We start from the raw sequence: 24,491 nt of genomic DNA, 5'->3' as shown, positions 1-24,491 counted from the left end.
ATATCGGATTAAAGTGAATATTAATATAACTTTTTTGATTGAATTTGTTTCAAATATAACAAAATAAGTTAAATTTTTGTTGTAATTCTTTAATTTTAAACAAAAATATAACGCTAAAAGCTGATGTACAATCAACTAGAAAAAAAAGACGTTAAAAAAAAGTTAAAAACTAGATGTTGTAGATTTAAAAATGCTCAAACAAAAGTATTGAATTCTATATATTTGTTTTCAAAGAATGATGAAAATGAGCTTCCTTAAAAAAACAAATATAGCACAAATACTTCTCCTAATTTTAGTTTTAGGGTCGTGCGGAAAAAATAAAAACAATACAGATAAAGAGGTTACAACGGTCGAGGATACCTTGCCTAAAATGAAACCTTTAGGTCCTGAAAAAAAAATAAGTCAAGCTTATATAAATTCTGTTGCAGGAAGGATAAATCATTTTTACAACAAAAACTGGCCAAATAATAGCATGAATGGTAGCTTTTTGGTTGCCCGAAATGGTCAGATTATCTTTGAACGCTACAATGGATTTGCCAATAAAAATGAAGGCACTAAAATAACAGCAGATACTCCAGTACAAATTGCTTCTGTCAGTAAAGTTTTGACTGCTACGGCGGTTTTAAAATTGGTCAATGCCGGAAAATTAGATTTGGATCAAAAGGTAAATACGATTTTAAAAACCTTTCCTTATCCGGAATGTACGGTTCGAATGTTATTAAGTCATCGTAGCGGAATGCGCAACTATGCTTATTTCACAGACCGAGACAAATCGGTTTGGGACCGACACAATCAGCTGACCAATAAAGACATTCTCGAAATTCTTGCCACAAAAAATATTGGATTAGAGGCTACAACCGGTACCCGATTTGCTTATTGCAATACCAATTATGCCATGCTGGCGCTTATTATCGAAAAAATCACGGGTTTAACTTATAAGGAGGCAATGTCTCAAATGATTTTCAAACCTTTAGGAATGACCCATACGTATATTTTCGACGATGATAAAGAAAGAAAAACAATTGTCCCTTCCTATAAAGGTAATGGTGTAGAAATTGGTTTTGACTATTTAGATAATGTTTACGGGGACAAAAATGTATTTTCAACGGTACGAGATCTATTAAAATTCGACAGAGCCAGAAATTCACCTGATTTTTTAAAGCCCGATTTATTGAAACAGGTGTATACCGGTTACAGCAATGAGCGTAAAGGAACTAAAAATTATGGTTTAGGAATCAGAATGATCAATTGGGAAACGGGACAGAATTTTTATTTCCACAATGGCTGGTGGCATGGTAATACCTCTTCTTATATTACTTTAAAGAAAGAAAATGTAACTATTATTGCCTTGTCGAACAAAATGACACGAAACACTTATGCGGTTCGTAAACTGGCTCCGATTTTTGGAGATTACCCGTTTAATTTTAAAGACGAAGAATAAAATCATTTTTCTGCAAAATTTATTACAGAAGTAACTTCAAATAGTATAAATTTGCAAACTCATTTTTGGGGTCGACTGGTTTTGACAGCAAGTCGAATTGAACAGTAAGCACGTCGAGCATTGAGACCTTGCTCGTAAATATAAGATCTTACAATTTTACACGGCGAAAATAACTACGCTTTAGCTGCATAATCTGAATTATAGTAAGATTAGCCACGTCCCTATCAGATAGGGAAGCTGGATTCTCCTTGAAAGCCTTGGTTTGTGGCGGTCAGTTTAGGGGAACCGTAAAAATAAACCTAGATATCCATGAGCTTCGGGTGGATTTCGAAATTAAGAAGATAAGTGTTGAGTGGTTGTTCCTGACCTAGCTTAACAACGAAAATCCAATCAGGAAATAAACGTGTAGAAAGCTCTTTAGTTGCTTGTTTGGACCCGGGTTCGATTCCCGGCGACTCCACAAAAAGCCTGTAAACATAAAATAGTTTACAGGCTTTTTTCTTGCTCTTACATCGCTCTCCGAGGAATTCTACTGAAAAACTCGCGAATACCTCTGACTTTGCGCATTTTTTGCTAAGAACATAAATATCTCAAAAGCCCTAACTCTTCTAAATATCCGGCAGACGCTACACAAATACGGACACACTTCCTCAATTTTTATCAGAAATCCTTCCAAAAAGCAGCAAAGTAATTCACTATCTAAAAATATTCATTTTCTCATCATAAATTGGACTCTGAACGTCTAGAAAATTTAAAACGCTATGAAATACATAATTTTGAGATACTGTTTTATTAGGTTTGAGTTGCTTTTTTCCATCAGATAACCAAACAATAAAAGGGATTTCGTATTGTTCTTTAGGTGCAATGCTTATCGGCAGTCCGTGCATATACAGATTTTTTTCTCCTAATGATTCTCCGTGATCTGAAACATAAATCATGGTGCTATTGTACTCTTTTAATTGTTTTAAGTCTTCAATTACTTTAGATAAGATGTAATCAGTATAAACAATGGTATTGTCATAGGCATTAATCAATTCGTTATGAGAGCAATTTCCTAACTCAACACTCTTGCAAACCGGTTTAAATTTCTCAAATTCAATTGGGTATTTCTTGCTATATGTTGGTCCATGACTCGTACTGGTATGCAGTACTATCAATATTTTATTTTTGTTACTTGATACTATTTGTTCTTTTAGTCCGGTTAAAAGAATTTCATCGTAATTACAGCCTTCGCCTTTACAATTTAACTTTAAAGATTCTCTGTTTTGATAATTTTTAATATGAATTGGCGGTTCTCCCCAGTTTGTGGTTCTCCAAATTACTTCTACATTATTTCGATACAAATAATTGGGCAGAACTTCATAGAGATCGTCCGTTCTTTTATGTTCCAGAATAGATTTCACACCTGCAGTGGTATAAGTGGCTAAAGAAGTAGCGTTAAAATGATGTAAATTCGGTGTCTTAGAAAGCAAAGGATTGGTGTTTTTCGCATATCCGTATAAAGAAAAATTCTGGCTTCTTGCCGATTCTCCAATTACTAAAACCACGATTGCCTTTTTAGTATCTTTTATCGTCGCATTGGGCAATAAAATTTCTTTTTCGTTCTTTTTATGTTTATGAATATAGAAAAGCGAAACATTTACTGAATACGACCAAGGCATTACCAGTCCTCCTAATTTTTTTGAATTTTTATCAATCCACAACCAGTTGTTTGCGTTGACAAATACTAAAATTAATACCAACAATAAACTAAGTGAAGAAGTGATTAAAAATTTATTAAACGTTTCGTTTATAATTTTTGCTTTTACAATGTAAACACCGGGAATAACTCCAAGCACAATTACATAGACTACTAATTTTATTGAAAAAAAACTACCGGATTCTTCAAAATTGGTATTCAACACATTGCCAATCATACTTTCGTCAATTATTACACTGTACGTATTAACAAAATAAATGGCAATTGCATTGATAAAGAAAAACAACACCAAAAGGAGCTTTCCAACAAAATGTGACAAAAAAAGCAGTATATAAAAAACCATAAAGTTTACAAGTAAAACGGATACTATTAAACTAATAATAATTATACTACCGTTAAAACTTTTAGAATCAAGATTATCAACAACAAAGGAAAAAAATGAAAAATGAAAGAATAAAAAGTTGATAAAACTCATTAACATGGCAAAATGAGACAGTCTTAAATTACTTTTTAGCATAGACAGTAGTAATTTTACAAATTGAAATAATTAAGCAAACTAAAGATAGACTAAAAATCATTAAATTTTCATGCATCTCTTTATATATCATTAAAAAACATATAGTTATAAACATTAAAATAAAAACAGGATAGTATTTTTTATTGTTAATCCAGGACCAAATATTATATTTTTGGTTAATAAAAATTCCCAGAAGTCCCGAGATATAACCAATAATACTTCCCACAATAATATCAAGCGGATAATGTGCCCCAACCGCTACTCTGGCAAGGACGAGAATTAATCCCAACACAAGTACAAAACTGCACAATACAATTTTATGAATTGTTTTTTTCGGCATAAACGTAAGTAACAAAACCGTCAGTGTTGTAAAAACTGTTATGGAATGTCCCGAAGGTAAACTATTACAGCCACACAATGTTTTTCCAATGATTACAAAATTATCTGTATTAAATACGGCTGCGGGCCTTGGCACAGCAAATATCTTTTTTAATACTATCGAAAATAATAGCCCAACAAGCGACGCTGACAATAAATCTTCCCATACTTTTGGGGCGTATAGAACAAATAAACTTAAAAATGAAAAAGCAACCAACGTATCCCCTGTTTCGCTAAGGTTACTTTGAAGATCCGGATACTGAGATAACTTGCTATTAAGATAAAAGAAAGTATTCTTTTGGATTTGAGCATAAGAGTAGGCATCGAGACTATCTTGCGTGTAAAGATAGAGCGCAATACTAATTAACAGAAATAATGGTAAATAAAAAAAAGTCCCTTTGACTTTTGTATAATGGTAAATAATGCTACTATTCATCATTTTTTGCATCAATAGATTAATTCAACTTGTATCGCTCTATTTCAAACAAAAAGTAAAAACGTTTCTCTTGCTTTAATTGTAATGCGATGTAAGTAATCAAGAAGAGTTTAATATTAAATACTTCCATTCATATTTACACTTTAAAAAAACCTATTACTAGCTCCTAAAAACACCTATTCTCCTATTCAAAATATTTGACAAAAGAAGCCAGATGTATAGGAGTTTTATTAATCAGTTTACAATTGGTTTAATCTAATTAATATTTGAATGCTTAAATTCAAAATATCAATGATCTCGATGATCATGACTTTAAAAATTTAAAAGACATCTAATTTAATAAGTCATAAAAAAATGCGCAAAGTCAGAGACAGTTGCGCATTTTTTTATTCCCCCTTCAAAGTGAGGGAGAGTTAGCCTATAGAAAACTCCTTTCATTCTTTGTTTGTCCCCGGGTTCGATTCCCGGCGACTCGGACTGATTATGCTAAACCACTACCCAATTTTTATTGACATCATATTAAGTGATCCTGCAATGAGATAATCGTTAAAAAGACTTACCTCTTCATTTTTCTCTTGCAAGGCAAGTGTATAAAGCAACGGCAGATAATGTTCCGGAGTGGGTATCGCTAAATCGAATGCTTTACCTTGCGAACGGTAATCAATCAAAGGCTGATGATCGCCATCTAAGATTAGTTTTTTCATTTTCTCATTCGCTTCGGTTGCCCAATCATAGGCGTATCCGGGTGCCTTCATTTGATCCCATGCTGCCATTCTGAGATTGTGAACCATATTACCACTACCGATAATTAAAATCCCTTTTCTTCTTAGTGCGGCCAGTTCTTTTGCCAGTTCATAGTGATAGGACGCAGGTTGTGAGTAATCGATACTCATTTGAATAATGGGAATATCCGCATTTGGATACAAATGTTTTACAACACTCCAGGAACCATGATCAAGTCCCCATTCGTAATCCAGTTCAATTTGAGTTTTAGTAATTAACTGTTGGGTTTCCTTCGCTAATTCAAAACTCCCTTTGGCCGGATACTGTACATCAAATAAGGCCTGTGGAAAACCACCAAAATCATGAATGGTACGTGGCATCTCCATAGCGGTTACAAATGTGCCTTTTGTTTCCCAATGCGCCGATATACAAAGAATCGCTTTGGGATTGGCTAATGTTTTTGCGACATTTTTAAATCCTTCAACAAATACATTATCCTCGATAGCGTTCATCGGATTACCATGCCCCAAAAATAATAGGGGCATTTTTTCGGTACTCTCTAATTGATCCGACAATTTACTTAATACATTTAGTTTGAGAGCGACTCCTGTAAGTGGTACTATTGCCATTGTTTTTAAAAATTTTTTCCTGTCCATTCCTTAGGTCAGATTATTTAAAATAAATAAAATTATATGTCCTTTTGTTGTAATTATTTACCAAGTCCGATTTGATCCATATACGATTTATTATCCCAGAAAAGATATTCTTCTGTCATGATTCCGTCTTTCCAGATCCCTATGGTCGCCATTGGTAATTTAAATTTCTTACCTGTTGGAGGTATAAACTTGCCTCCACCTATTGGCATTGGTACGGTAAAAGTTCCTTCCATAGTACCGATAACTGCTGTTGTGTTACCGGAGCCAATTCGGATAGGGTGCTCTTTGATTCGGGTGTCGGGCGCATACACAAACATGGCACTTAGTGTTTTGATGTGCTGCTCCAATCCTTTTTCGGTATGTCCGTCAGGAAAATGAACAAGAATGTCTTTTGCATGGCTTTCATGTAGTCGTTCCCATTGTTGATTACTGAATACCGTATAATCTAAGGTGTCAAATTTTGCGAGATTCTCAGTAATAACCTCGTTTGCGGCAGTTAGTACTTTTAGTTGTTTTAATGCTGTAGCGCTTTCTTCAGTCGGAAGCTCTTTTTTCTGTTCACAACTAACCATTGTGATGGCCATAATTAATACTGCTGCCGGAATAATTTTTCTTGAAATTGTTTTCATTGTAGCTATAATTTTTGGTTATTAAAAAATGATAGTACAAAGTTGTAAATTATATAAAGGCCGGATATAACACTATTAGGAAGAAGTATGGTGTTTTTAGGAAATGAGTTTTTTCATTTCACTTCTGAATTCACTCGGAGTAAGTCCCGACTTTTTCTTAAAAACATGGGTGAAATAAGTATTTTCGCTAAATCCTAATGCAAAACCAATTTCGGAAATGGTCATATCTGTAGTTGTTAGCAGATTTTTGGCTTGTATCAGTTTTCTGGTTTCAATGATTTCAGAGACACTTTGCTGTAATATCCGCTGACTGATTAGATTAAGATTTCTGCTGCTCATCGACAATTTGTCAGCATAAAAATTGGCTCCTTCGGGTTTCGTATAATGTTGCTCCAATAATATCAAAAAGTTCTTAAAAGTCAGACTTTTTGTTTTTTCAATACTTTCATTCTCTAATTTTGATTTCCTTCTTTCCGATTCTATCATCGTAAATAAAGCGCCAAGCAATTGCCGTATAATTCCCAAATCAGGTTCTTCCTGAATACTTTCCATGTACATCATTTCGCAGAGTGACAACAATCTCGAGAAACACATATCTCTTTGAAGCGAAATATTGGCCTCATTATGATAATAGGAATAAAGTTGAAAAACGGTTTCGGGAATAAACTCACTACTAAACCGAATGACCCATAAATCACATTTTCCGTCTTTTAAACCCGGTTTGGCTCTGTGTACTTTACCTTTGGTCACAAAAGAAATAAAAGGGGCATTAAAAACCGTAGAGTTAAAATCTATAAAATGATCAATCTGCCCCTCAATACCAATAATTAACTCTTCGTAATTGTGGCTGTGCGGCTCATTAAGCAATACTTCATTTTTTTCGACATCTTCGACTCCAAATTTGTATATTTTGAAAATTTCTGTCATTTTATTGTGTGTTACTTATCGGGATGGATGTCTAAATTTAGAAATAGTAAACGGTCTTTTTACTAGTATAAATATATAAAAATCCATCAAGAGGAAACTCGGAATTGATGGAAATGTTAATCACTCAAAAAAAAATACACGAATAAATCTATGTGGTCAAAATTAGATTATATACTTTTAAACCCAGTAAGCGCAAGCGCAGCGGTATTGAATTTAAAATCAATCTTCGGAGATAATCATTCTTAAAGTCGGATACTTTAAGAAACCTTTTAATTCTAAAAATAGTTATGAAAAAGCGCAAAGTCAGAGACATTTAGACAGCTTTTTATCACAAACTCTTCGGAGAGTGGGAATTATTCTGTTATCCTCTAAAACATTAAAAACCAAAAACATGAATTTAAGGAAATTTAAGGAAAAGCTTTTAAGCTTACAGCCTAAATTAGATGATTTACTACAGCAAGGATATTCACAAGAATTAGCTCTTGAAATTCTAAATAATGAATTTATCCTAAAACCAAAAGAAGTACAAAACAGATATGACTCAATAGTATTCGATTTTTTGAATAATTATGATTTGAGATTTTTTAGAATCAGAAATATATTTTTTGATGATGTTTTGCGATACATAAATGGGTATCTATTGGTCGGAGGTATCGATGGAGGCTATTTAGCGCTTGATGAAAAAACTGGACGAATTTATATAATTTATGGTGATGAAATAAATAATATCCACGCATTATTTGTAGAAAATGAAATTCAGTTTTTTGAAATCTTATTAGTTTTAGCAGAATACTCCAGCAATGGGACTGAAGATGAAATCGAAAATTATATAGACCGTTGTGAAGAAATTTGCCCATTAGGAAATTATGATTCATTATTTTAACTCTCTTCCTACTACATAAAAAGTTCCTATGAAAAGCTACACAAACGTCTCTGGCTTTGAGTGAAGTTTAACCACAAGGACGCTATTACAACATAAATCTCTCAAAAACAAAAGCCCAATCCTATTTCGGTTTGGGCTTTATTGCATTTGAGTTGTAGTCTCACACCTCAACTGTTTTTTGTATTTGGTCTAAACTTACAGACCTAAAGTAAGTAACAAAATTTACTATCTGTTTTATCTGCCAACAATAGCTTTCAGTTCTACATACTTGTCAAGGTTTTTAAAATTATGCCCCTTTTCTTTCATCGATTTGACAAACTGAGGCGAAGCTCCCATCGCTTTTGCAGCAATAACATCATCCAGATTCAAATCAGTAAAACCCAGATCTTTGTATTGTTTGATTAAATCGGCTGTTATATTCTGTGATTTCAAAGCAAATAAATCATCCGGTTTGATGTTTTTATAACCTGCTTTTTCGATATCATTTATATATTTCGCCGTAATATTCATGGATTTTAAAGCAAACAAATCGTCGACTTTGATGTTTTTGTACCCCATTTTTTCAAACTCTTTTACGTATTCCGGAGTAATATTTAAGGATTTTAAAGACATCAGTTCATCATTGGAAAGATCATTGTATCCTAATTGTTTAAAGGAATCCACAAAATCTTTATCGATATCCATTGATTTAAATCCTATAATATCATCCTCGGTTATCTTACCGGAATTTCCTTTATTGGCATCCTGAAAATCAGCAATATATTTCCCATCAATACCCTGAGATTTTAAAGCAATGAGTTTATCGGCACTAATATCTTTATAGCCTGCTTTGCGAATTTCGTCGATAAAAGCTTTATCAATTCCCATTGATCTAAAAGGAATTAAATCTTCCAGATCAAAATTTGTAAGTCCCGATTCTTTGATAGAAGTAACATAGTCTTCGTTTACATCTAAAGCTGCCAACGGAATCAACTGGTCTTTATCTACATTTTTGTAACCGTTTTTCTTCAGCATTTTCACATAAGAGCTTTTTAAATTTACGATAAAAAACACCATCAGATCTTCATCATCTGCAACTTCAACTCCTTCTTGAGCCATTTCTTTGCTGAATTTTTTATTGGCTACAAATTTATAGGTTCCCATTCCGGTTTGTCCTTCAAATTTTCCTATAAAATTCATGGTTCCTGCTTCACGTGTTATCGTGAACTCGCTTTTTTTGTCCATTGCCAATCCTTTCAATTCGCTCAATTGAAAAGTCGTTGACGAACTATTATCGCCGTCGTTTTTGAATTGGATATTTACCGTATTGCCTTTGATAGTGGCAAACCAGTTTCCTTCTGTTTCCATTCCGTTCTGAATGTTCGACTGTGCTTTAGATTCTTTCTCTTTTAGATCGGAATTTAAAGTCTGACTTTGCGCTGCCGGTTGATTAAAAAGGCAGGCAAACAATACCAATAAAGGCACCAGGAAAAAATATTTCCAGGTTGTGTGTACGTTTGATTTTTTTGAATTCATCATAATGATTCGTTTTTTGAGTAATGATTGATTATAGTTGGTTGTAAGACTCAAAGGAAACTGTGGCGCTGCTACTTTGAGCAGGCTAAACTGATAACTTTCTTTTTCGACTGTGTTCTGTTCTAACATTTTGTTGTCTGTTAAAAATTCGAGATTGCTCTCCAGCACTTTTCGCCACTGCCAGGCAAATGGATTAAACCATTGAAAAATAAGAACTACCTCAGCCAGTAAAAGATCAATAGTGTGTTTTTGCTGCACATGAATTTTCTCATGCAACAAAATCTGATTGTACGTATCCCACTCGTATTTTTCGGGATTGATAAAAATGGTATTCGCAAACGAACAAGGGGCTTTGTCGTCTTTTATCTCGACAATCCTGAATTTGCCATCCTGAATGACCGATAATGAATAGGATCGATATAACAGTATAACGGCCTGCATCAAAAAGTTAAGTCCAAAAATTAGTACGCCAAACCAATACAAATAAACCAGCCATTGTAACATTACCTCAACATTAAAGTGTTGTTGGGTTTGTTCCACCAAAACTTCCTGAACGGGTGCTGTTTGTTTCGCTACAGTTGTTGTTTTGTCAACAGCAACCTTAGCTGCCGGAATAGCTGTCAGTACAGTATCTTTTCTAAATGAGAATTGATGTGGTACGGGAAGCAACGGCAAAATAAAAGCCACAAGCATACAGCCCAACAAAACAAATCTATTGAGATCAAAGAACGTTTCTTTCTGCAGCAGTACTTTATAGAATACAAAACAGGCAGAGAGAATCAGGGCGGTGTATAAGATATAAGGTATCATACTTTTCCTTTTTTAATGATGCCAACTATTTCATCCAATTCATTCTCGCTGAGCTTTTGCTCCTTGGCAAAAAAAGCAAGCATACGGGGATACGAATTATCAAAATATTGACTAACGATATCTTTTAAGGCAAATTTCTGATACTCTTCTCTACTGATTACCGGAAAAAAACAATGCATGTTTCCTGTAGTTTCATGATTCAGAAATCCTTTTTCTTCCAGAATCTTGACTATTGTGGCTACACTGTTGTAATGTGGTTTGGGATCGGGCAACAATGGAATTACGTCTCTAATGAAGGCTTTGTTCAAATCCCAATAGACCTGCATGATCTGTTCTTCTCTTTTGGCTAATTTTATCATGGTTAAATCTTTTCACAAATATAACTACTAATTAGTTAGTAGCAAAACTAATTTATTAATATTTAAACTAATTTGTTAGTTATTTATTAGTTACGGGGATTTAACCGCAAGGATCGCAATGGGTTACGCAAGGGGCGCAAGGTTTAGTTATAGCTTTCCGGTTATTTTATAGCCATGAATTAATAAAGGGACTGTCTCGTTAAAACTACGACACAGTCCCTTTATTAGTAAATGTTTTTATTATTTATAAATCTTTAAAAAAATCTTTTAGTGTAATTTTATTGATATCTAAAATTTTAATCCACATTATGATCCTTTTTTTTATTGTTTTACCTCAACATGTATTGCACCTTCTTTCGAATCATGAACCAGCTTTTTATGCGCTTTAAGTCCTGGAAAAGGATGTATAATTTTAGTCACAGCATCTATCCTAAGTAAACTTTGTATAAAATCTAATTTATTAATTAACCCACGACTAAAAGAAACATCAACAATATTGTTATTTTTAAAAACCTCTTCTGGTACGCAATGCTTTGAAACTAATTCACCCAATTTATAAAGTGCTGTTATTTTTTCAGCCATCAATTTCAGGGTTTCATTTTCAGATTTTCCTTTTTTCACAGAATCATTATATAGCTTAACTACTTTTCTACCCGGTTCTGCATATCTAATATGATTGCCAGATGACTCATTATCATACATCGCTTTGGCTTGTTGCATAGGATTTCTAATTGTACTGGTTATGATTACCGATTTATTTAGGGAATCATTGGCCGCATTTTCTAAAACTGTTATCGTCTTATTACTAATTTGATTAATTCGCTCTTGTGACAAACCACGATCAAACGTAACAATATTACTGTGCTTTCTTTTTACCTCGCCTACTTTTGTACTCTTGTTTATTTTTATCATTTGCTCAAAATCTTCAGCATCATTTGCTATTGACCTGGCTTGATCCTTTCCATTAATAACTTTTCTGGCACTAACATAATCCGTTTTTGACTCATTTACATACTTGCTGATACTAACACCCGTGAAAATACCATTGTTCATTCCCCAAATCATAATTTTGGCAGCAATTTTTGGCTCCATTGCCTTATCAGGATAGTTGACTAAATCTACACCAAACTGGTCTTTCATCTTTACATAGTTATTTTTCCATGTTAATTGCACATAACCTCTACCGGAATATTTTACTCCATCTCCTTCTTTTGTATTCCCTCTTTCAATTGCCGTTTTTCTTCTTTTTTCAGTATTTGCCAAAATCGGATCGTACCTGTGATAGGTTCTTTCTCTTGAAGTTTTATCCTTTATCCAAAAACTTTCTCTTACGGGTTTAAATGTTTTAAATGTTTCCGTGTAAACCGTAGCAAGCATATAAGCTACCTGTTCTTTTAGTGGCACTAATTTTTCTAACATAAAATATTCATTCATGTCAGTCAACAACACTTTAAGATTCGCTTCATTTTCTCCTTTGTATTTTTCCAGAAAATAGGCGATATCAATAGCATTTTTACTACCTCCTTTCGAGTCATTCTTCATAGAACTTGAAGTCCCCGCCACCATATTCACTCCTTTATAAGTTAAATGTTTCGTAGAATAACCTTCAACTCCCACATAATAACTCATTTTTTCTTCATTTTTCGATCCTTCAGGACGTTTTATAGAAAAACTTGTAGCCGCCACACCTGCTGCATTTACTTTTGCTTTATTCGAAAAAACCGCTTTTTCTCCCACTTTGTGAGCGGTTAACACAACCTCATCACCAATCATATTTTGGGTTTTAACGACTATAGTCAAGATGGTGCCTTTCGCATTAAAAGAAATTTCATCTTCTGCTGTTACCCTATTGCCATCGTATCTGAAATAAGCGTCAATGATTTTTTTCTCAACGCTAACATGCAATGCTACATCTGTTTCTTTATAAGCCGGTTTTTTAAATGGATATAATTTTCCTTGTTGTATTCCTTCCAGTTTAAACCCGATATTGGCCGTTTTTCTGTTTTGGAATCCGATCTGTTTTTTGAAATTAGAATCAAATTTTATTTCTTTAAAAATCTCGCCATTTTCGTTTGTTTTTACATCACAATAATGATTCGTTTTAATTGTATTCAAATAGAAATAGATCCTAACAATCTGATTATTGTAATTAGGAATAGTTGCCTTTATCCAATTGCTTTCTCCCGCAAAACCAGATGTTCCCTTTTTACTACCATTACTGTACGCCCAACTTGCCTCTGTTGCTTGCGGATATTTCACCTCTATTTTACAAGTTGAATTCGATTTACCTCCCTCTTTTGTGCTACTGTTACTGTAAGCTTCAATAGTAAACTCTCCTTCTACATTAGGAATAGGAAAAGCAAAAAATTCTCCTTTAGCTAAATATTGCTTTTTGGCTTGATTATTTTCTACTTGCAATGTCAAGCCATTCGGAATGTATACTTTATTGTTTTTATCATAAACCAGCCATTTTACATTTTGCTTTTCCTGGAGAGTAGCCGGAATTTTAAATGTTTTAACTTTGAATTTGGCTTCCTGACTTATTGGTTTCAATAGATAAATATTCTTTTCATCCCCTTCTTTTGTTATAGTGTCAACAAAATTCTTAATCGTTTTAATACTATAATTTTTGCTCAAGGCGTACTGGTCTTTACTCCATACTTTAATAGTAAATTCACCCAAATCAGCCATAACAAGTTTAATAGTACCTGTTGAATCTACTTCTTGTTCTTCTGAAATCGTACTTACTTTATTGGCATTTGTATACACTACCTGATAATAAAGTTTTAACGGATTTAATGTTTTTACTTTCGTGTCTTTTAAAGCCACTTTAAATAACTGTGCTTCTGCAGAAGGTCTTGTAAGTTTGTCTTTAATAGCAGCAGGAGGAGTAATTACAATTTCCTGAGCCATTATTTCTACTTCTACAAAAGCAGATCCTTTTATCGTTTTAGTATTGTTTGCTCCGGGTCTAAATCCGTATGCTTCTATTTTATACGTTCCTGCTTTGTCAAAATTATAGTGAAACGAAGTTCCTTTGTCTGCAAAAACAATTCCTTTGTCCTTTTTGTTTTTACTATTATAAACAATCCAGTTTATGTTTTCTTTCGCATGCAGACTTTCATTTATAAAGGTTTCATCAACGAAAAATTCGAGACTTTCTCCTGTAATAAAAGAAATTGCTTCTGCATTTTTAATTTTCACACCTCCTTTGTTTACGGCACTTCCTTGAATGTCTTCTATTTTTCTCAGGAATACGTAAACCTCTTCTCTTCCAATTGATGCATATAGTTTGTCGGCACTTAAATTCGGGTATATTTTGGTTTTGGAAGTTATTGTGATGGTATTCGGTAAGGCATCGAGCCCTTCGACTTCTTTTAGCAATAAGAAAAGTTCATCATATTGCTCAAAAAGGTTAGCAACGTTAATACTATCATCGCCTAATTGTTTTTTAATCGTCGTCCAACGCTCTTTACTTCCTTTAGAAATTCTCCCATGCAATATATTGGAGTCAATTGCTTTAATCATTTTTTTGCGGACAATGTCCCAATTAAAGTTTTGAGTTTCTATAACCTTTTGATTGGATTGTTTCAATAAGGCATACATTTCTGTAAATAATCTATGCTCCGGTTTACCATCAAAATCTGCTGCAAAGTCTCTTTCCTCAAAAGCTTTAGCAATACTGGTCCAGTACGTTATCGCAACAGCATCCTTCGTTTCATTAGCTACTGCTAATTTCCTTTTAATTGCTGCTTTTATAACTTCTAATGTTGGTTCGCCCGTGTTTATTTGCATTTTTTGCGGTACCGCCACGATTTGTTGTGCTGCCACACTAGCATAAGTTTGAGTCGCCAGACCACTACTTAAATTTGGAATGCTACTTGCAGCTCCTGATCCCGGAGAAGTATTGCCTGTTGATGTGGAAGAATTCTTAGTCGTTCTGCCTGTAGTATCAACAACGCCTCCTCCGGTTGGAGTGGTTAAAGTTTGTTGTGCTGTCTCTGTAGTCGAAGAAGTACTATTCAATAAGTTTGGTAAAATGGTAGCTCCTTCTGCTGGTACAGTTGGATTTACGCTAGTTTCTGAAGAAATAGTTTGCGTATTATCCCTTCCCAAAGTTGTTTTAGCAGTATTTGATGAAGTTCCTGAAGCAACTGAAGAAATACTACTAGTGCTACCCCTTCCTACAGTTGACACAGCATCATTTGACATCGTTCCCGAAGAAGTTGAAGAAATACTATTATTGGTAGTCTCTCTTATAGTGGATGCAGTAAAATCTGACTTTGCCTCCTCAGAAACCAAAGGAGTAGTCCTAATCGATGTAAACGAATTTTGGTTCGTTCCGACAGTCGTATCGGTAGCGCCTCCTTCGGTTGAGGCATTGGAATTGTTTAAAATAGCAGCAGCCTCACGGGATTTTTGCTCCTCCCATTCTTGTACGATATCTTTTTGTTGGTTCATCTCTTTTGAAACTTTGGCCAACTCTTTTAGAATGTCTTTAGTTAATTGTTCGGAGCTACCTGTAGCAGTACTATCTTCTATTGAAATATTGAAATTATGAATGGCATTTTTACGCATGGCTAGAGTATTTTTCTGAGTGTAAAAGTAGTATCAGAGTTCGTGATTTTAAAATTTCAATCCACTTGTATTCAGTAGTTTCAGCAGAAACAGAACTTACTGAAACTACTGAATACAGTGGTCTTTTTTTAGGTCGTTTTACATTTCTCTACCTTACTTTTACACCCTTAAATAACAGCTAATATGCTTGTCTTATAGGTAGCCGAAATTTCAAAATTTACCAAACCAATCTTATAAAACAGTCCAAGTCTCATTAGATACTAAATGGGGAAAACGAAAATTTTTAAGCATTAATTATTTCTCGTTCGCTCCTGTTTACGAAAACAACACAACAACCTCAGCAGAGGTTTTAACATTCTAAAATATTTACTGTATAAGGTGCAAGCGCACCTGTCATTACGTATTGAATCTCTTAATTATTTAAACTATAAAAAATGAAAAACATGATTAAAAACTGGAAAACAACAGTAACAGGAATTATTGTTGGAGGAGTAGCAGCGGCAGTTGCTTTGGGTTATATCACAACAGAAGTTGGCACACAAATAACAGGTCTTTGCATTGCTCTTGGCTTAATTGTAAGCAAAGATGGTGATCAGACCGGTGTAACAAAGTAAACGTATTTCTCAGGAGGACGGGAAGTAAAAAATAGTCCTCCATCAGTAAAAAAACATCAAATCAATTGCCCTAAAAAAGGGAATACTACGCGGAAACCGATATCGTATTCTTTCCAAAATCAATCTCAGGAAAGTTTGACTTTCTAAAAAATCTACCATTTAATTACACTATTAAAATTAATACCAATACACTATGACGACAGATATCAAGACTATTTTAAGCTGGTTTAAAACCGGCAAAAAACCAACTGAAAAACAATTTTGGGATTCCTGGCTAAGTTTCTGGCATAAGGATGAACAGATTTCACAAAAAAACATAACCAATCTGGTGGATACCCTGAATAATAAAGTAGAGACCGATCTATTTGATAGTCACCAAACAGATGAAACAGCACATGCCCAATTATTTGCAAAAACTAAAATTGTCAAACCCGGAGAATTTATCGTTTTTAAAGTTGAACCAAATACAGCTGATTATTTAGAAATAGGCGACAGTGTGATTGGTTATTGTCAAGACAATTTCCTTTGCGAAGCAACGTACTACGGTGGAGATACCAGTTTGATGACCAGTTTTACCAAATTAAACAATAAAGTAGGCAGAATTGTATCATTCACTTCCAATGATTCAAGTAATGATGACTTTATCATTTATGAACTTAATAATGAAGTCCTGCTTAGATCTTTGAGCTGTGGTGCATATAGCGGAGTTTATCTTATGTACAAAAAACCGGGAGAACAAGAATTCTCAAACGCATGGTTTAATGGCACTTATCCGAAAACATGGGTAACCTGGTTTGATTTTACTGCGGGTACTGTTATTAAATTAATAGATACGATTGGTGGTTTGGAGGATTCGGAAGAATTTATAATTGGACAACCGGAGTAAATCAGAGCAAAACCTTAAAAAAATAATACCTATGAAAAAAGCAATTATACTATGCATTTTAACGATTGGAACGATCGCAAATGCTCAAAACCAGATTACAACAAAACCATTACAACTTAATTCTGTACCCATCGGACTACCCACAGATCAACTACTTGTCATTGGAGCGGATAAGGTGGTAAAAAAAGTAAATGCTCTTCTAATCGATGGTAGTGAAACAAAGATACAGGCAGGAGCCAACACCACTATTACAGGAATGGGAACTATTAACAACCCCTATATTCTTAATGCTTCCGGTGGGTCTTCTTCTCCCGTAAGCGCATCGGAATCGGGAATTGTTGACAATACAAAATTACAAGAACTGGGTGGAGTCGATAAATTAATTAATAACGTTAGAATTGGGCAAGGAGAAGGTACAGGTACTTCAAATACAATCCTCGGTGTTAATGTCCTGTCTGTAAATACAACCGGATCGAATAACACAGGTGTTGGATTTGGAGTTCTGGAATTTAATACTGTAGGGGAATCAAACACCGGATTAGGAAATTTCGCTTTACATGCCAACACAACTGGCTCTTATAACGATGCATTTGGAGGTAAAGCATTAGGCAAAAACACGACCGCCAGTGCAAACACTGCATTCGGTGGATATGCATTAGCCGAAAACCAAACATCACCTTATAATGTAGCCATTGGATGTAAAGCTCTGTCTACTATGATATCAGGATTAGGACAATCTACCGCTATTGGAGCCTACTGCATGTCTGATGCTACCGGTACAGATAAAAATGCAGCAATCGGAACTTATGCTTTACGTTACAATACATCAGGATTTTCTAATACGGCTATTGGACATACTGCTTTAGGTTTAAATACATCAGGAAATTCAAATAATGCAGTAGGTAATTATTCCTTAGGCGCTGTTACTACAGGAGCGGCTAATATTGGGATTGGAAAATTTGCAGGAAGATATGTTACAACAGGAAGTAGCAACATTTATATAGGATCTGAAGGAGCTGTAGCTGACGCGGCCGCAAATAGCATTATTAACATAGGAAATAAAATTACGGTAAGAGGCACAAAAGTATCTTTGATTGGAACAATGAATATAGGAACAGCACCTGTTTATGAGAACAATACAGCAGCTTTAGCAGGCGGTTTGACAGCAGGTGATATTTATCGTACAGCATCGGGAGTATTAATGATTACTTATTAAATCATTTTAACTATTAAAAAAACATGATTAATTTCAATATAATATGGCAGGCATACTACAAAATACCGTTTTCGGAAAGAAAAACTATAAAAACAAAATAGAATACAATCTATATTTCAAAACTAAATCAAATGCTGCAACTTATTCTATTAATTTCCCAAAATATACCAAAACTGTCGGTAAAATAATTTATGTAAAAATTGTAGGCATGGTCAGCAATCATGTTTATTATAATGGTTTACATACAGATAATCAAACTTTTGATTTATCGTATAACAATATCAATGAAGAAATAGGATATTACATTTCGACAAAAGAGTTTTATACAAATTTTATTGACTTAAATAATAAAAGTATTACCTATATCAATTTCAGCATAATTATTACTACATGGGATTCTTCCCAGCAGTTACTGAATAATGACATCACAACAACTATATATGGTGGTTTTCATAATAATTCGACACTAGCAGGATATGATTTTAATAACAATGCTAATTTTACAAAAGACTTATTACCACCTGATAATGTTGGAAACATTAAGATAAAATCTCTCGGTCTTTCTAAAACTAAAATTTATGATGTCACTGAAATTTTAGCTGATTATCAAAATTTAGGATATTTATCCATTGGAAATGCTACAGATGTTTTTGATTTTACGGTTCCAATATCACATCCTAAATTAAATAGACTAGATTTAGATTTTATAACGCAAAAAATCCCAGATCTAACGTTTAAGAATTGCCCATCGTTAAAAAATTTAATCGCTGTCTATCCTAGAATATTCAACATATTCATAGAAAATTGTCCTGTCCTTGAAAGTATTAGCAATTGGGGAAACAAGGATATTTCTGACATTAATAGAATCGGCAATAGCAAGTTTAAAGGATTAGCTATTAGCCCCAATACATTTACACCTAAAATTAAAGATAAAATCATAGACTACTGTATTTCTGATGAGGTTTTGAATGGAACTTTATATATTGGAACAACCTTTAACGCTCCAACAAATACCGAAGGATTGACCACACTTCGTTCCAGAGGATGGACTATCCAATAAAATCAAAGGTGCAATACATATACTTCATCCTAATATTGCCTAAATAATTTAAGAATAAAAAAATTGGTAATTAAAATCTTCTAACTTTTTATCTATCAATCATTACATGCTGTTTTTTTTCTACTAAAACTACTGGAAACAAGAGTTGTATATTACTTTTTTCTCTTTTCCCCAACTACCTTATATATCCCAAAATATCAAATACCAGCATTTTATAATGCATTCCAGTTTACAAAATTAAATGTTTTTTTTTCGCAAAAACATTGACTCTGGCGCTTACATAATAGCGCACTAATCTTACAAAAAAACAATTCAATTAACTATTAATTCCAAAACAGTATGCCAACAAACATTAATATCATTTTAAGCTGGTTTAAAACCGGCAAAAAACCAACTGAAAAACAATTTTGGGATTCCTGGCTAAGTTTCTGGCATAAGGATGAACAGATTTCACAAAAAAACATAACCAATCTGGTGGATACCCTGAATAATAAAGTAGAGACCGATCTATTTAATAGTCACCAAACAGATGAAACAGCACATGCCCAATTATTTGCAAAAACTAAAATTGTCAAACCCGGAGAATTTATCGTTTTTAAAGTTGAACCAAATACAGCTGATTATTTAGAAATAGGTGACAGTGTGATTGGTTATTGTCAAGACAATTTCCTTTGTGAAGCAACTTACTACGGTGGAGATACCAGTTTGATGACCAGTTTTACCAAATTAAACAATAAAGTAGGCAGAATTGTATCATTCACTTCTAATGATTCAAGTAATGATGACTTCATCATTTATGAACTTAATAATGAAGTCCTGCTTAGATCTTTGAGCTGTGGTGCATATAGCGGAGTTTATCTTATGTACAAAAAACCGGGAGAACAAGAATTCTCAAACGCATGGTTTAATGGCACTTATCCGAAAACATGGGTAACCTGGTTTGAATTTACTGCGGGCACAGTTATTAAATTAATAGATACGATTGGTGGTTTGGAGGATTCGGAAGAATTTATAATTGGACAACCGGAGTAAACCAGAGCAAAACCTTAAAAAAATAATCCCTATGAAAAAAACAATTACACTATGCATTTTAGCCATCGGAACGATCGTAAATGCTCAAAACCAGATTATAACTAAAAAATTACAACTTGATAATGTGCCCCTTGGGAATAACACTGAAAAAATTCTTGTCATTGGAACAGATAAAATTGTAAAAAAAGTCGATATCCCTGCTGCTGCCAATGGCAGTGAAACCAAGATACAAGCCGGAACTAATATGACTATTACAGGAACCGGAACGAACTACAACCCTTATATTATTAATACTTCCGGTGGATCTTCTTCTACTCCCGTAAGTGCATCACTACCGGGAATTGTGGACAACAAAGTATTACAAGAATTGGGTGGAGTTGATAAATTAATCAATGGTATCAGAATTGGAAAAGGTAATTCCAACGTTTCTAACAACACTGCAATAGGCGTAAACACGCTAAGATCTAATACTACCGGAGAATATAATACCGCAATTGGTTTTCTTGTCTTAGAATATAATACAACAGGAAAATCAAACACCGGGCTTGGAGTTGGGGCATCTTATTATAATACTACCGGATATGAGAACACAGCCTTAGGCCATCAAACTTTAAATTTTAATACTGTTGGAAGTGGTAATACCTCTGTAGGATTTCAAAGTTTAGTTCGAAATTACGCGGACCAAAATACTGGAATAGGAACCTATTCCTTATGGAGAAATACTACAGGTGTCAGAAATGTAGCACTCGGATATGGCTCGGGAGTCGGCATATCTTCAGGATCGGGGAATGTAATAATTGGTACCTTAACACCTACTTCTGATTATAAATTGACCGTTAGTACGGGTAGCAATAACTTAGTAATAGCCCCAAACGGCGGTATTTTTAATGGTATAACTACTGGTTCCGGAAACATTGTCCTTGGAAAAGCAGAAGGATTGCCGGCGGCTTTAGAGAATAATATTATAATTGCTAACGGTATAGGCCAGATAAAAGCTCAAAACAATGGCACCAACTGGACGTTTAACGGGCAAATCAATAAAAGTGCCTTTGATACCGCCCCAGTCTCTGCAACTGCTCCGGGCACACTTGGGGAAATTCGAATAACAACAACTTACATCTATGTTTGTACAGCAACAAATACGTGGGTTCGTTCTTCTTTAACAACCTGGTAAAATAGTACAAAATTTAGACTTGGTTGTGTCCTATTCATGTAAAAGCTACTTCCGCATTTTACTGCATTAGAGCGATCAACAAGGGCATCATTCTCAGAGACAGCAATCTAAAAAATCAGCTAAATCATTATTTTTAAATAATTTAACTAAACTCAAAGCCAGACTTAGAGAATTAAAACCTTCTAATGCTGGCTTTGTTTTACGTTTTGAACTCCCTGAGAGGTTTAATTCCATCCTTTTTAAATCAAAACAGGAGATCAATTTTCTGCAAAAACAGCCATTCTGAGATCCGTAAAAAAGCGCACTAATCGTACAAAAAAACAATTCAATTAACCATTAATTTCAATGTAATATGATAACAAACATCAATACCATTTTAGGCTGGTTTAAAACCGGAAAAAAGCCAACCCAAAAGCAATTTTGGGACACCTGGCAAAGTTTTTGGCATAAAGACGAACAAATTCCTCAAACCAAGATAACCGATCTAGCGGACACACTAAATGCTAAAACAGAGAAAGTACAGTTTGAAGCCCACAAAATCGATAAAACCGCACACGCTTTTTTGTTTGAAGCTAAAGAAGACAAGAACCAAAAAGGTAGTGCTGACGGATATGCTCCACTAAACCATTTTACAAAATTAGCGAGTCAATATTTAGACATTGTGAATGATTTGATTTCCGGTGGTTCTGCTTCGCTTTTAAGTGCTGAACAGGGTGTGATTTTGCAGGAGCAAATTAATACTATTACTATTTTGCTGGCTTCAGACAATAGTAATCTGGACACGGTTCAAAAAATTGTAGATGCCATTGAAACTATCCAGGCCACTTTAAGCACTATTTTGGTAAATGATCTCAAAACCGGTGGTACTGCAAAAGCGTTAACTGCCGAGATGGGAAAGCTATTAGAAAATAAAAAAGTAGACAAATCTCCTGGTAAAAGTTTACTTGCTGATACTGAAATCACCAGACTTGGTACACTTGCAAATTACACTCATCCTGTTAATCATTCCCCTGATATTATTACTCAGAATCCCAATAACAGATTTGTAACAGATGACGAGAAAACGACTTGGAATACAAAACAGCCCGCATTAGGTTTTATTCCCGAAAACGCTGCAAATAAAAACACAGTTAATGGTTATGCAGGGCTTGGTGCAGACGGAAAATTACTTTCTTCACAACTTCCTGCCCTAACTATAAACAACACTTTTGTAATTGCTTCCCAAGCAGAAATGTTGGCTTTAGCAGTTGAAACCGGAGATATTGCAGTTAGAACCGATTTAAACAAATCTTTCATTCTAAAAGGAACAAATCCAACCGTACAATCAGATTGGCAGGAATTACTTACTCCTACCAGTGATGTTACAACGGTCTTTGGTCGTAATGGCGCTGTTACCTCCCAAAACGGAGATTATACGGCTAATCAGATTACGGAAACGGCAGAAAGAAAATTTCAATCGGCGACGCAACAAGCGTTTAATGATGCTACTTCCAGTATTCAGACACAATTAGATGCAAAAAAATCCAACGCCATCCATACAGGTGATGCGACCGGCGAAAATGTTTTAACGGTAAAAGGAATTAATGGAACTTTACTTTCAGGATTGGCAACTGGTATTTTAAAGAATACAACGTCTACCGGAGTTCCTGTTATTGCCCAAGTTCGAACAGATTATGCTGAACCTACAACAGCTCTGGAAACCGGTATTCTGAAAAACACCACTTCCAGCGGAGCCCATACCATTGCAGTAGCGAGCGATTTTCCAATCTTAAACCAAGATACAACTGGCACAGCCAATAACGCAACAAATCTTGCCGGACAACCTGCCTCCTATTACGCACCAATTTATTCCCCTAGACTTTTGGGGGCACCAACAGCAATAACCCCAGCGCCGGGATCCGATTCCAGTCAAATAGCAACACTTGGTTATGTTACCATTATAGATAGTGACAATGTGAAGAAAACCGGAAGTCAAACTATAAGTGGTCATAAAACTTTTAACAACTTTGTAATGCTAGATTACGGTACGCTTTTTCTAAAACGACCAGACAATTCTGCCTACAATATGTTAACTGCAATAGAGGATGGAATGCTGCTTAGCCCCAATTCTAACGGTAATTTTAAAACTGAAATAAGCTCCCATGGAATAAAATTTGGCAGATCATCGGTTCAGGCAGAACTTAATACCGATAATTTAACCGCCTCAAGAACCTTTCTAGTACCGAACAAATCTGGAACATTAGCCTTGAAAGATGATTTTATAGTAACATCTCCCGGTAACACAATAAATCCGGCATTCATAATTCCAAACGGACAGTTAACCACGACCCCGCAAAATGGAGCAATAGAGCGTGACTCTAGTGGAGTATTATGGGAAACTCATGCCGGAGTAAGAGATAAAATAAGCGTACCTGACGTTCCATACAAAAGTATCACGAATCTAAACACTTTATTTACGAGTTACAGACGAAGTTCGGTCAACACCTGTCAGGTACATACCGAAAGTGCTTTTTGTCCTGAGACAGGCACCTCCGCAACCTGGGGAATACTAACCAGTTGTAAAACAGATGACGCTGAAGATTACGGAACCCAAACCTATGTATCAATGGGCGCAGTACCTAATACTTATGTTCGAAATTGTAAAAATGGAGTCTGGTCGGCGTGGATAAAATTAAGCTAGACATCAAATCCAAAAACAAATAGCTTATAAGTAATAAAAAAATAGTGCATCAAAGTCTATTCGAGCTTTTAAGCTTTCTTGTAGACTTTGATGTACTTTGTTTGTAAAAAACAAATGGTAAATATTGCCAAACTAACGCAATTCTAAAACCAACAACCACCACAACATAACGCACTGTTAACCAACAACAAACAGTTACTATTTTCTACTGAAACTACAGAAACCAAAGGTTCAATTTTTCTTTTTTTCTCTTCTTGTGAACTACTTTTACATACGCT

At 34.6% G+C, this 24,491-nt stretch carries 17 protein-coding genes and 1 other RNA gene; 10 read left to right on the top strand and 8 right to left on the bottom strand.

The genetic code is table 11. The features are described 5' to 3' along the window. Positions 1–238: 238 nt before the first annotated feature. Positions 239–1,441 (top strand): serine hydrolase, encoded by a 1,203-nt coding sequence (locus ACHRV5_RS19080; RefSeq protein WP_047779244.1) that lies wholly within the window; start codon positions 239–241, stop codon positions 1,439–1,441. Positions 1,442–1,508: 67 nt separating this feature from the next. Next, positions 1,509–1,904, top strand: a transfer-messenger RNA (tmRNA) gene (ssrA, locus tag ACHRV5_RS19075). Between the two features lie 232 nt (positions 1,905–2,136). Here ssrA and eptA read toward each other — a convergent pair. From eptA to ACHRV5_RS19050, 5 genes are all read right to left on the bottom strand, one after another. Beyond that, complete coding sequence (gene eptA, locus ACHRV5_RS19070) at positions 2,137–3,657, bottom strand: phosphoethanolamine--lipid A transferase EptA (protein ID WP_395427826.1); 1,521 nt, start codon at positions 3,655–3,657, stop codon at positions 2,137–2,139. Next, positions 3,644–4,483 (bottom strand): phosphatase PAP2 family protein, encoded by an 840-nt coding sequence (locus ACHRV5_RS19065; protein WP_395427825.1) that lies wholly within the window; start codon positions 4,481–4,483, stop codon positions 3,644–3,646. The genes eptA and ACHRV5_RS19065 overlap by 14 nt, the downstream gene beginning before the upstream one ends. A gap of 482 nt (positions 4,484–4,965) precedes the next feature. After that, complete coding sequence (ygiD, locus tag ACHRV5_RS19060) at positions 4,966–5,823, bottom strand: 4,5-DOPA dioxygenase extradiol (RefSeq protein WP_395427824.1); 858 nt, start codon at positions 5,821–5,823, stop codon at positions 4,966–4,968. Between the two features lie 80 nt (positions 5,824–5,903). After that, the gene (locus ACHRV5_RS19055) at positions 5,904–6,479 is read right to left on the bottom strand and encodes an ester cyclase (protein WP_395427823.1); all 576 of its coding nucleotides are present in this window, start codon (positions 6,477–6,479) and stop codon (positions 5,904–5,906) included. Between the two features lie 96 nt (positions 6,480–6,575). Then, positions 6,576–7,406 (bottom strand): helix-turn-helix transcriptional regulator, encoded by an 831-nt coding sequence (locus tag ACHRV5_RS19050; protein WP_395427822.1) that lies wholly within the window; start codon positions 7,404–7,406, stop codon positions 6,576–6,578. Positions 7,407–7,797: 391 nt separating this feature from the next. Between ACHRV5_RS19050 and ACHRV5_RS19045 the strand changes: the two genes are divergently transcribed. Further along, positions 7,798–8,289 carry a hypothetical protein gene (locus tag ACHRV5_RS19045; RefSeq protein WP_395427821.1) on the top strand — a complete coding sequence of 164 codons (492 nt, stop codon included), beginning with the start codon at positions 7,798–7,800 and terminating at the stop codon, positions 8,287–8,289. Between the two features lie 234 nt (positions 8,290–8,523). Here ACHRV5_RS19045 and ACHRV5_RS19040 read toward each other — a convergent pair whose 3' ends face one another. The 3 genes from ACHRV5_RS19040 to ACHRV5_RS19030 all read right to left on the bottom strand — a co-directional run bounded on the left by ACHRV5_RS19040 (position 8,524) and on the right by ACHRV5_RS19030 (position 15,551). Beyond that, positions 8,524–10,614: a M56 family metallopeptidase gene (locus ACHRV5_RS19040; protein WP_395427820.1), complete on the bottom strand. Its 2,091-nt coding sequence runs from the start codon at positions 10,612–10,614 to the stop codon at positions 8,524–8,526. After that, on the bottom strand, positions 10,611–10,973 hold the full coding sequence (locus tag ACHRV5_RS19035) for a BlaI/MecI/CopY family transcriptional regulator (RefSeq protein ID WP_395427819.1): 363 nt from the start codon (positions 10,971–10,973) through the stop codon (positions 10,611–10,613). The genes ACHRV5_RS19040 and ACHRV5_RS19035 overlap by 4 nt, the downstream gene beginning before the upstream one ends. 321 nt (positions 10,974–11,294) lie before the next feature. Continuing rightward, positions 11,295–15,551, bottom strand: a complete 4,257-nt coding sequence (locus tag ACHRV5_RS19030) for a hypothetical protein (RefSeq protein WP_395427818.1) — start codon at positions 15,549–15,551, stop codon at positions 11,295–11,297. A 434-nt stretch (positions 15,552–15,985) separates the two neighbouring features. On the opposite strand from ACHRV5_RS19030, the gene ACHRV5_RS19025 reads away from it, so the two are divergent. The 7 genes from ACHRV5_RS19025 to ACHRV5_RS18995 all read left to right on the top strand — a co-directional run bounded on the left by ACHRV5_RS19025 (position 15,986) and on the right by ACHRV5_RS18995 (position 24,213). Then, a complete protein-coding gene (locus ACHRV5_RS19025) occupies positions 15,986–16,165 on the top strand; it encodes a hypothetical protein (protein WP_047778710.1) in 180 nt (59 codons plus the stop codon). A 193-nt stretch (positions 16,166–16,358) separates the two neighbouring features. Continuing rightward, positions 16,359–17,051 carry a hypothetical protein gene (locus tag ACHRV5_RS19020; protein WP_395427817.1) on the top strand — a complete coding sequence of 231 codons (693 nt, stop codon included), beginning with the start codon at positions 16,359–16,361 and terminating at the stop codon, positions 17,049–17,051. 31 nt (positions 17,052–17,082) lie between these two features. Next, on the top strand, positions 17,083–18,267 hold the full coding sequence (locus ACHRV5_RS19015) for a hypothetical protein (RefSeq protein WP_395427816.1): 1,185 nt from the start codon (positions 17,083–17,085) through the stop codon (positions 18,265–18,267). A gap of 43 nt (positions 18,268–18,310) precedes the next feature. After that, positions 18,311–19,327, top strand: a complete 1,017-nt coding sequence (locus ACHRV5_RS19010) for a hypothetical protein (RefSeq protein ID WP_395427815.1) — start codon at positions 18,311–18,313, stop codon at positions 19,325–19,327. A gap of 339 nt (positions 19,328–19,666) precedes the next feature. Then, positions 19,667–20,359: a hypothetical protein gene (locus ACHRV5_RS19005; RefSeq protein WP_395427814.1), complete on the top strand. Its 693-nt coding sequence runs from the start codon at positions 19,667–19,669 to the stop codon at positions 20,357–20,359. A gap of 31 nt (positions 20,360–20,390) precedes the next feature. After that, positions 20,391–21,533: a hypothetical protein gene (locus ACHRV5_RS19000; protein ID WP_395427813.1), complete on the top strand. Its 1,143-nt coding sequence runs from the start codon at positions 20,391–20,393 to the stop codon at positions 21,531–21,533. A 352-nt stretch (positions 21,534–21,885) separates the two neighbouring features. After that, positions 21,886–24,213: a pyocin knob domain-containing protein gene (locus ACHRV5_RS18995; protein ID WP_395427812.1), complete on the top strand. Its 2,328-nt coding sequence runs from the start codon at positions 21,886–21,888 to the stop codon at positions 24,211–24,213. Positions 24,214–24,491: the final 278 nt, after the last annotated feature.

The sequence above is a fragment of the Flavobacterium sp. FlaQc-52 genome, from assembly GCF_044007495.1.
Taxonomy (GTDB): Bacteria; Bacteroidota; Bacteroidia; order Flavobacteriales; family Flavobacteriaceae; genus Flavobacterium; species Flavobacterium cupriresistens.
The sequence above is the reverse complement of the archived record's forward strand: the minus strand, read 5'-3'. Positions and strand labels throughout refer to the sequence as shown.

Coding starts and splice junctions, on each gene's coding strand:
- ACHRV5_RS19080 (WP_047779244.1), top strand. CDS start 239: ATGAAAATGAGCTTCCTTAAAAAAACAAATATAGCACAAATACTTCTC.
- eptA (WP_395427826.1), bottom strand. CDS start 3,657: ATGCTAAAAAGTAATTTAAGACTGTCTCATTTTGCCATGTTAATGAGT.
- ACHRV5_RS19065 (WP_395427825.1), bottom strand. CDS start 4,483: ATGCAAAAAATGATGAATAGTAGCATTATTTACCATTATACAAAAGTC.
- ygiD (WP_395427824.1), bottom strand. CDS start 5,823: ATGGCAATAGTACCACTTACAGGAGTCGCTCTCAAACTAAATGTATTA.
- ACHRV5_RS19055 (WP_395427823.1), bottom strand. CDS start 6,479: ATGAAAACAATTTCAAGAAAAATTATTCCGGCAGCAGTATTAATTATG.
- ACHRV5_RS19050 (WP_395427822.1), bottom strand. CDS start 7,406: ATGACAGAAATTTTCAAAATATACAAATTTGGAGTCGAAGATGTCGAA.
- ACHRV5_RS19045 (WP_395427821.1), top strand. CDS start 7,798: ATGAATTTAAGGAAATTTAAGGAAAAGCTTTTAAGCTTACAGCCTAAA.
- ACHRV5_RS19040 (WP_395427820.1), bottom strand. CDS start 10,614: ATGATACCTTATATCTTATACACCGCCCTGATTCTCTCTGCCTGTTTT.
- ACHRV5_RS19035 (WP_395427819.1), bottom strand. CDS start 10,973: ATGATAAAATTAGCCAAAAGAGAAGAACAGATCATGCAGGTCTATTGG.
- ACHRV5_RS19030 (WP_395427818.1), bottom strand. CDS start 15,551: ATGCGTAAAAATGCCATTCATAATTTCAATATTTCAATAGAAGATAGT.
- ACHRV5_RS19025 (WP_047778710.1), top strand. CDS start 15,986: ATGAAAAACATGATTAAAAACTGGAAAACAACAGTAACAGGAATTATT.
- ACHRV5_RS19020 (WP_395427817.1), top strand. CDS start 16,359: ATGACGACAGATATCAAGACTATTTTAAGCTGGTTTAAAACCGGCAAA.
- ACHRV5_RS19015 (WP_395427816.1), top strand. CDS start 17,083: ATGAAAAAAGCAATTATACTATGCATTTTAACGATTGGAACGATCGCA.
- ACHRV5_RS19010 (WP_395427815.1), top strand. CDS start 18,311: ATGGCAGGCATACTACAAAATACCGTTTTCGGAAAGAAAAACTATAAA.
- ACHRV5_RS19005 (WP_395427814.1), top strand. CDS start 19,667: ATGCCAACAAACATTAATATCATTTTAAGCTGGTTTAAAACCGGCAAA.
- ACHRV5_RS19000 (WP_395427813.1), top strand. CDS start 20,391: ATGAAAAAAACAATTACACTATGCATTTTAGCCATCGGAACGATCGTA.
- ACHRV5_RS18995 (WP_395427812.1), top strand. CDS start 21,886: ATGATAACAAACATCAATACCATTTTAGGCTGGTTTAAAACCGGAAAA.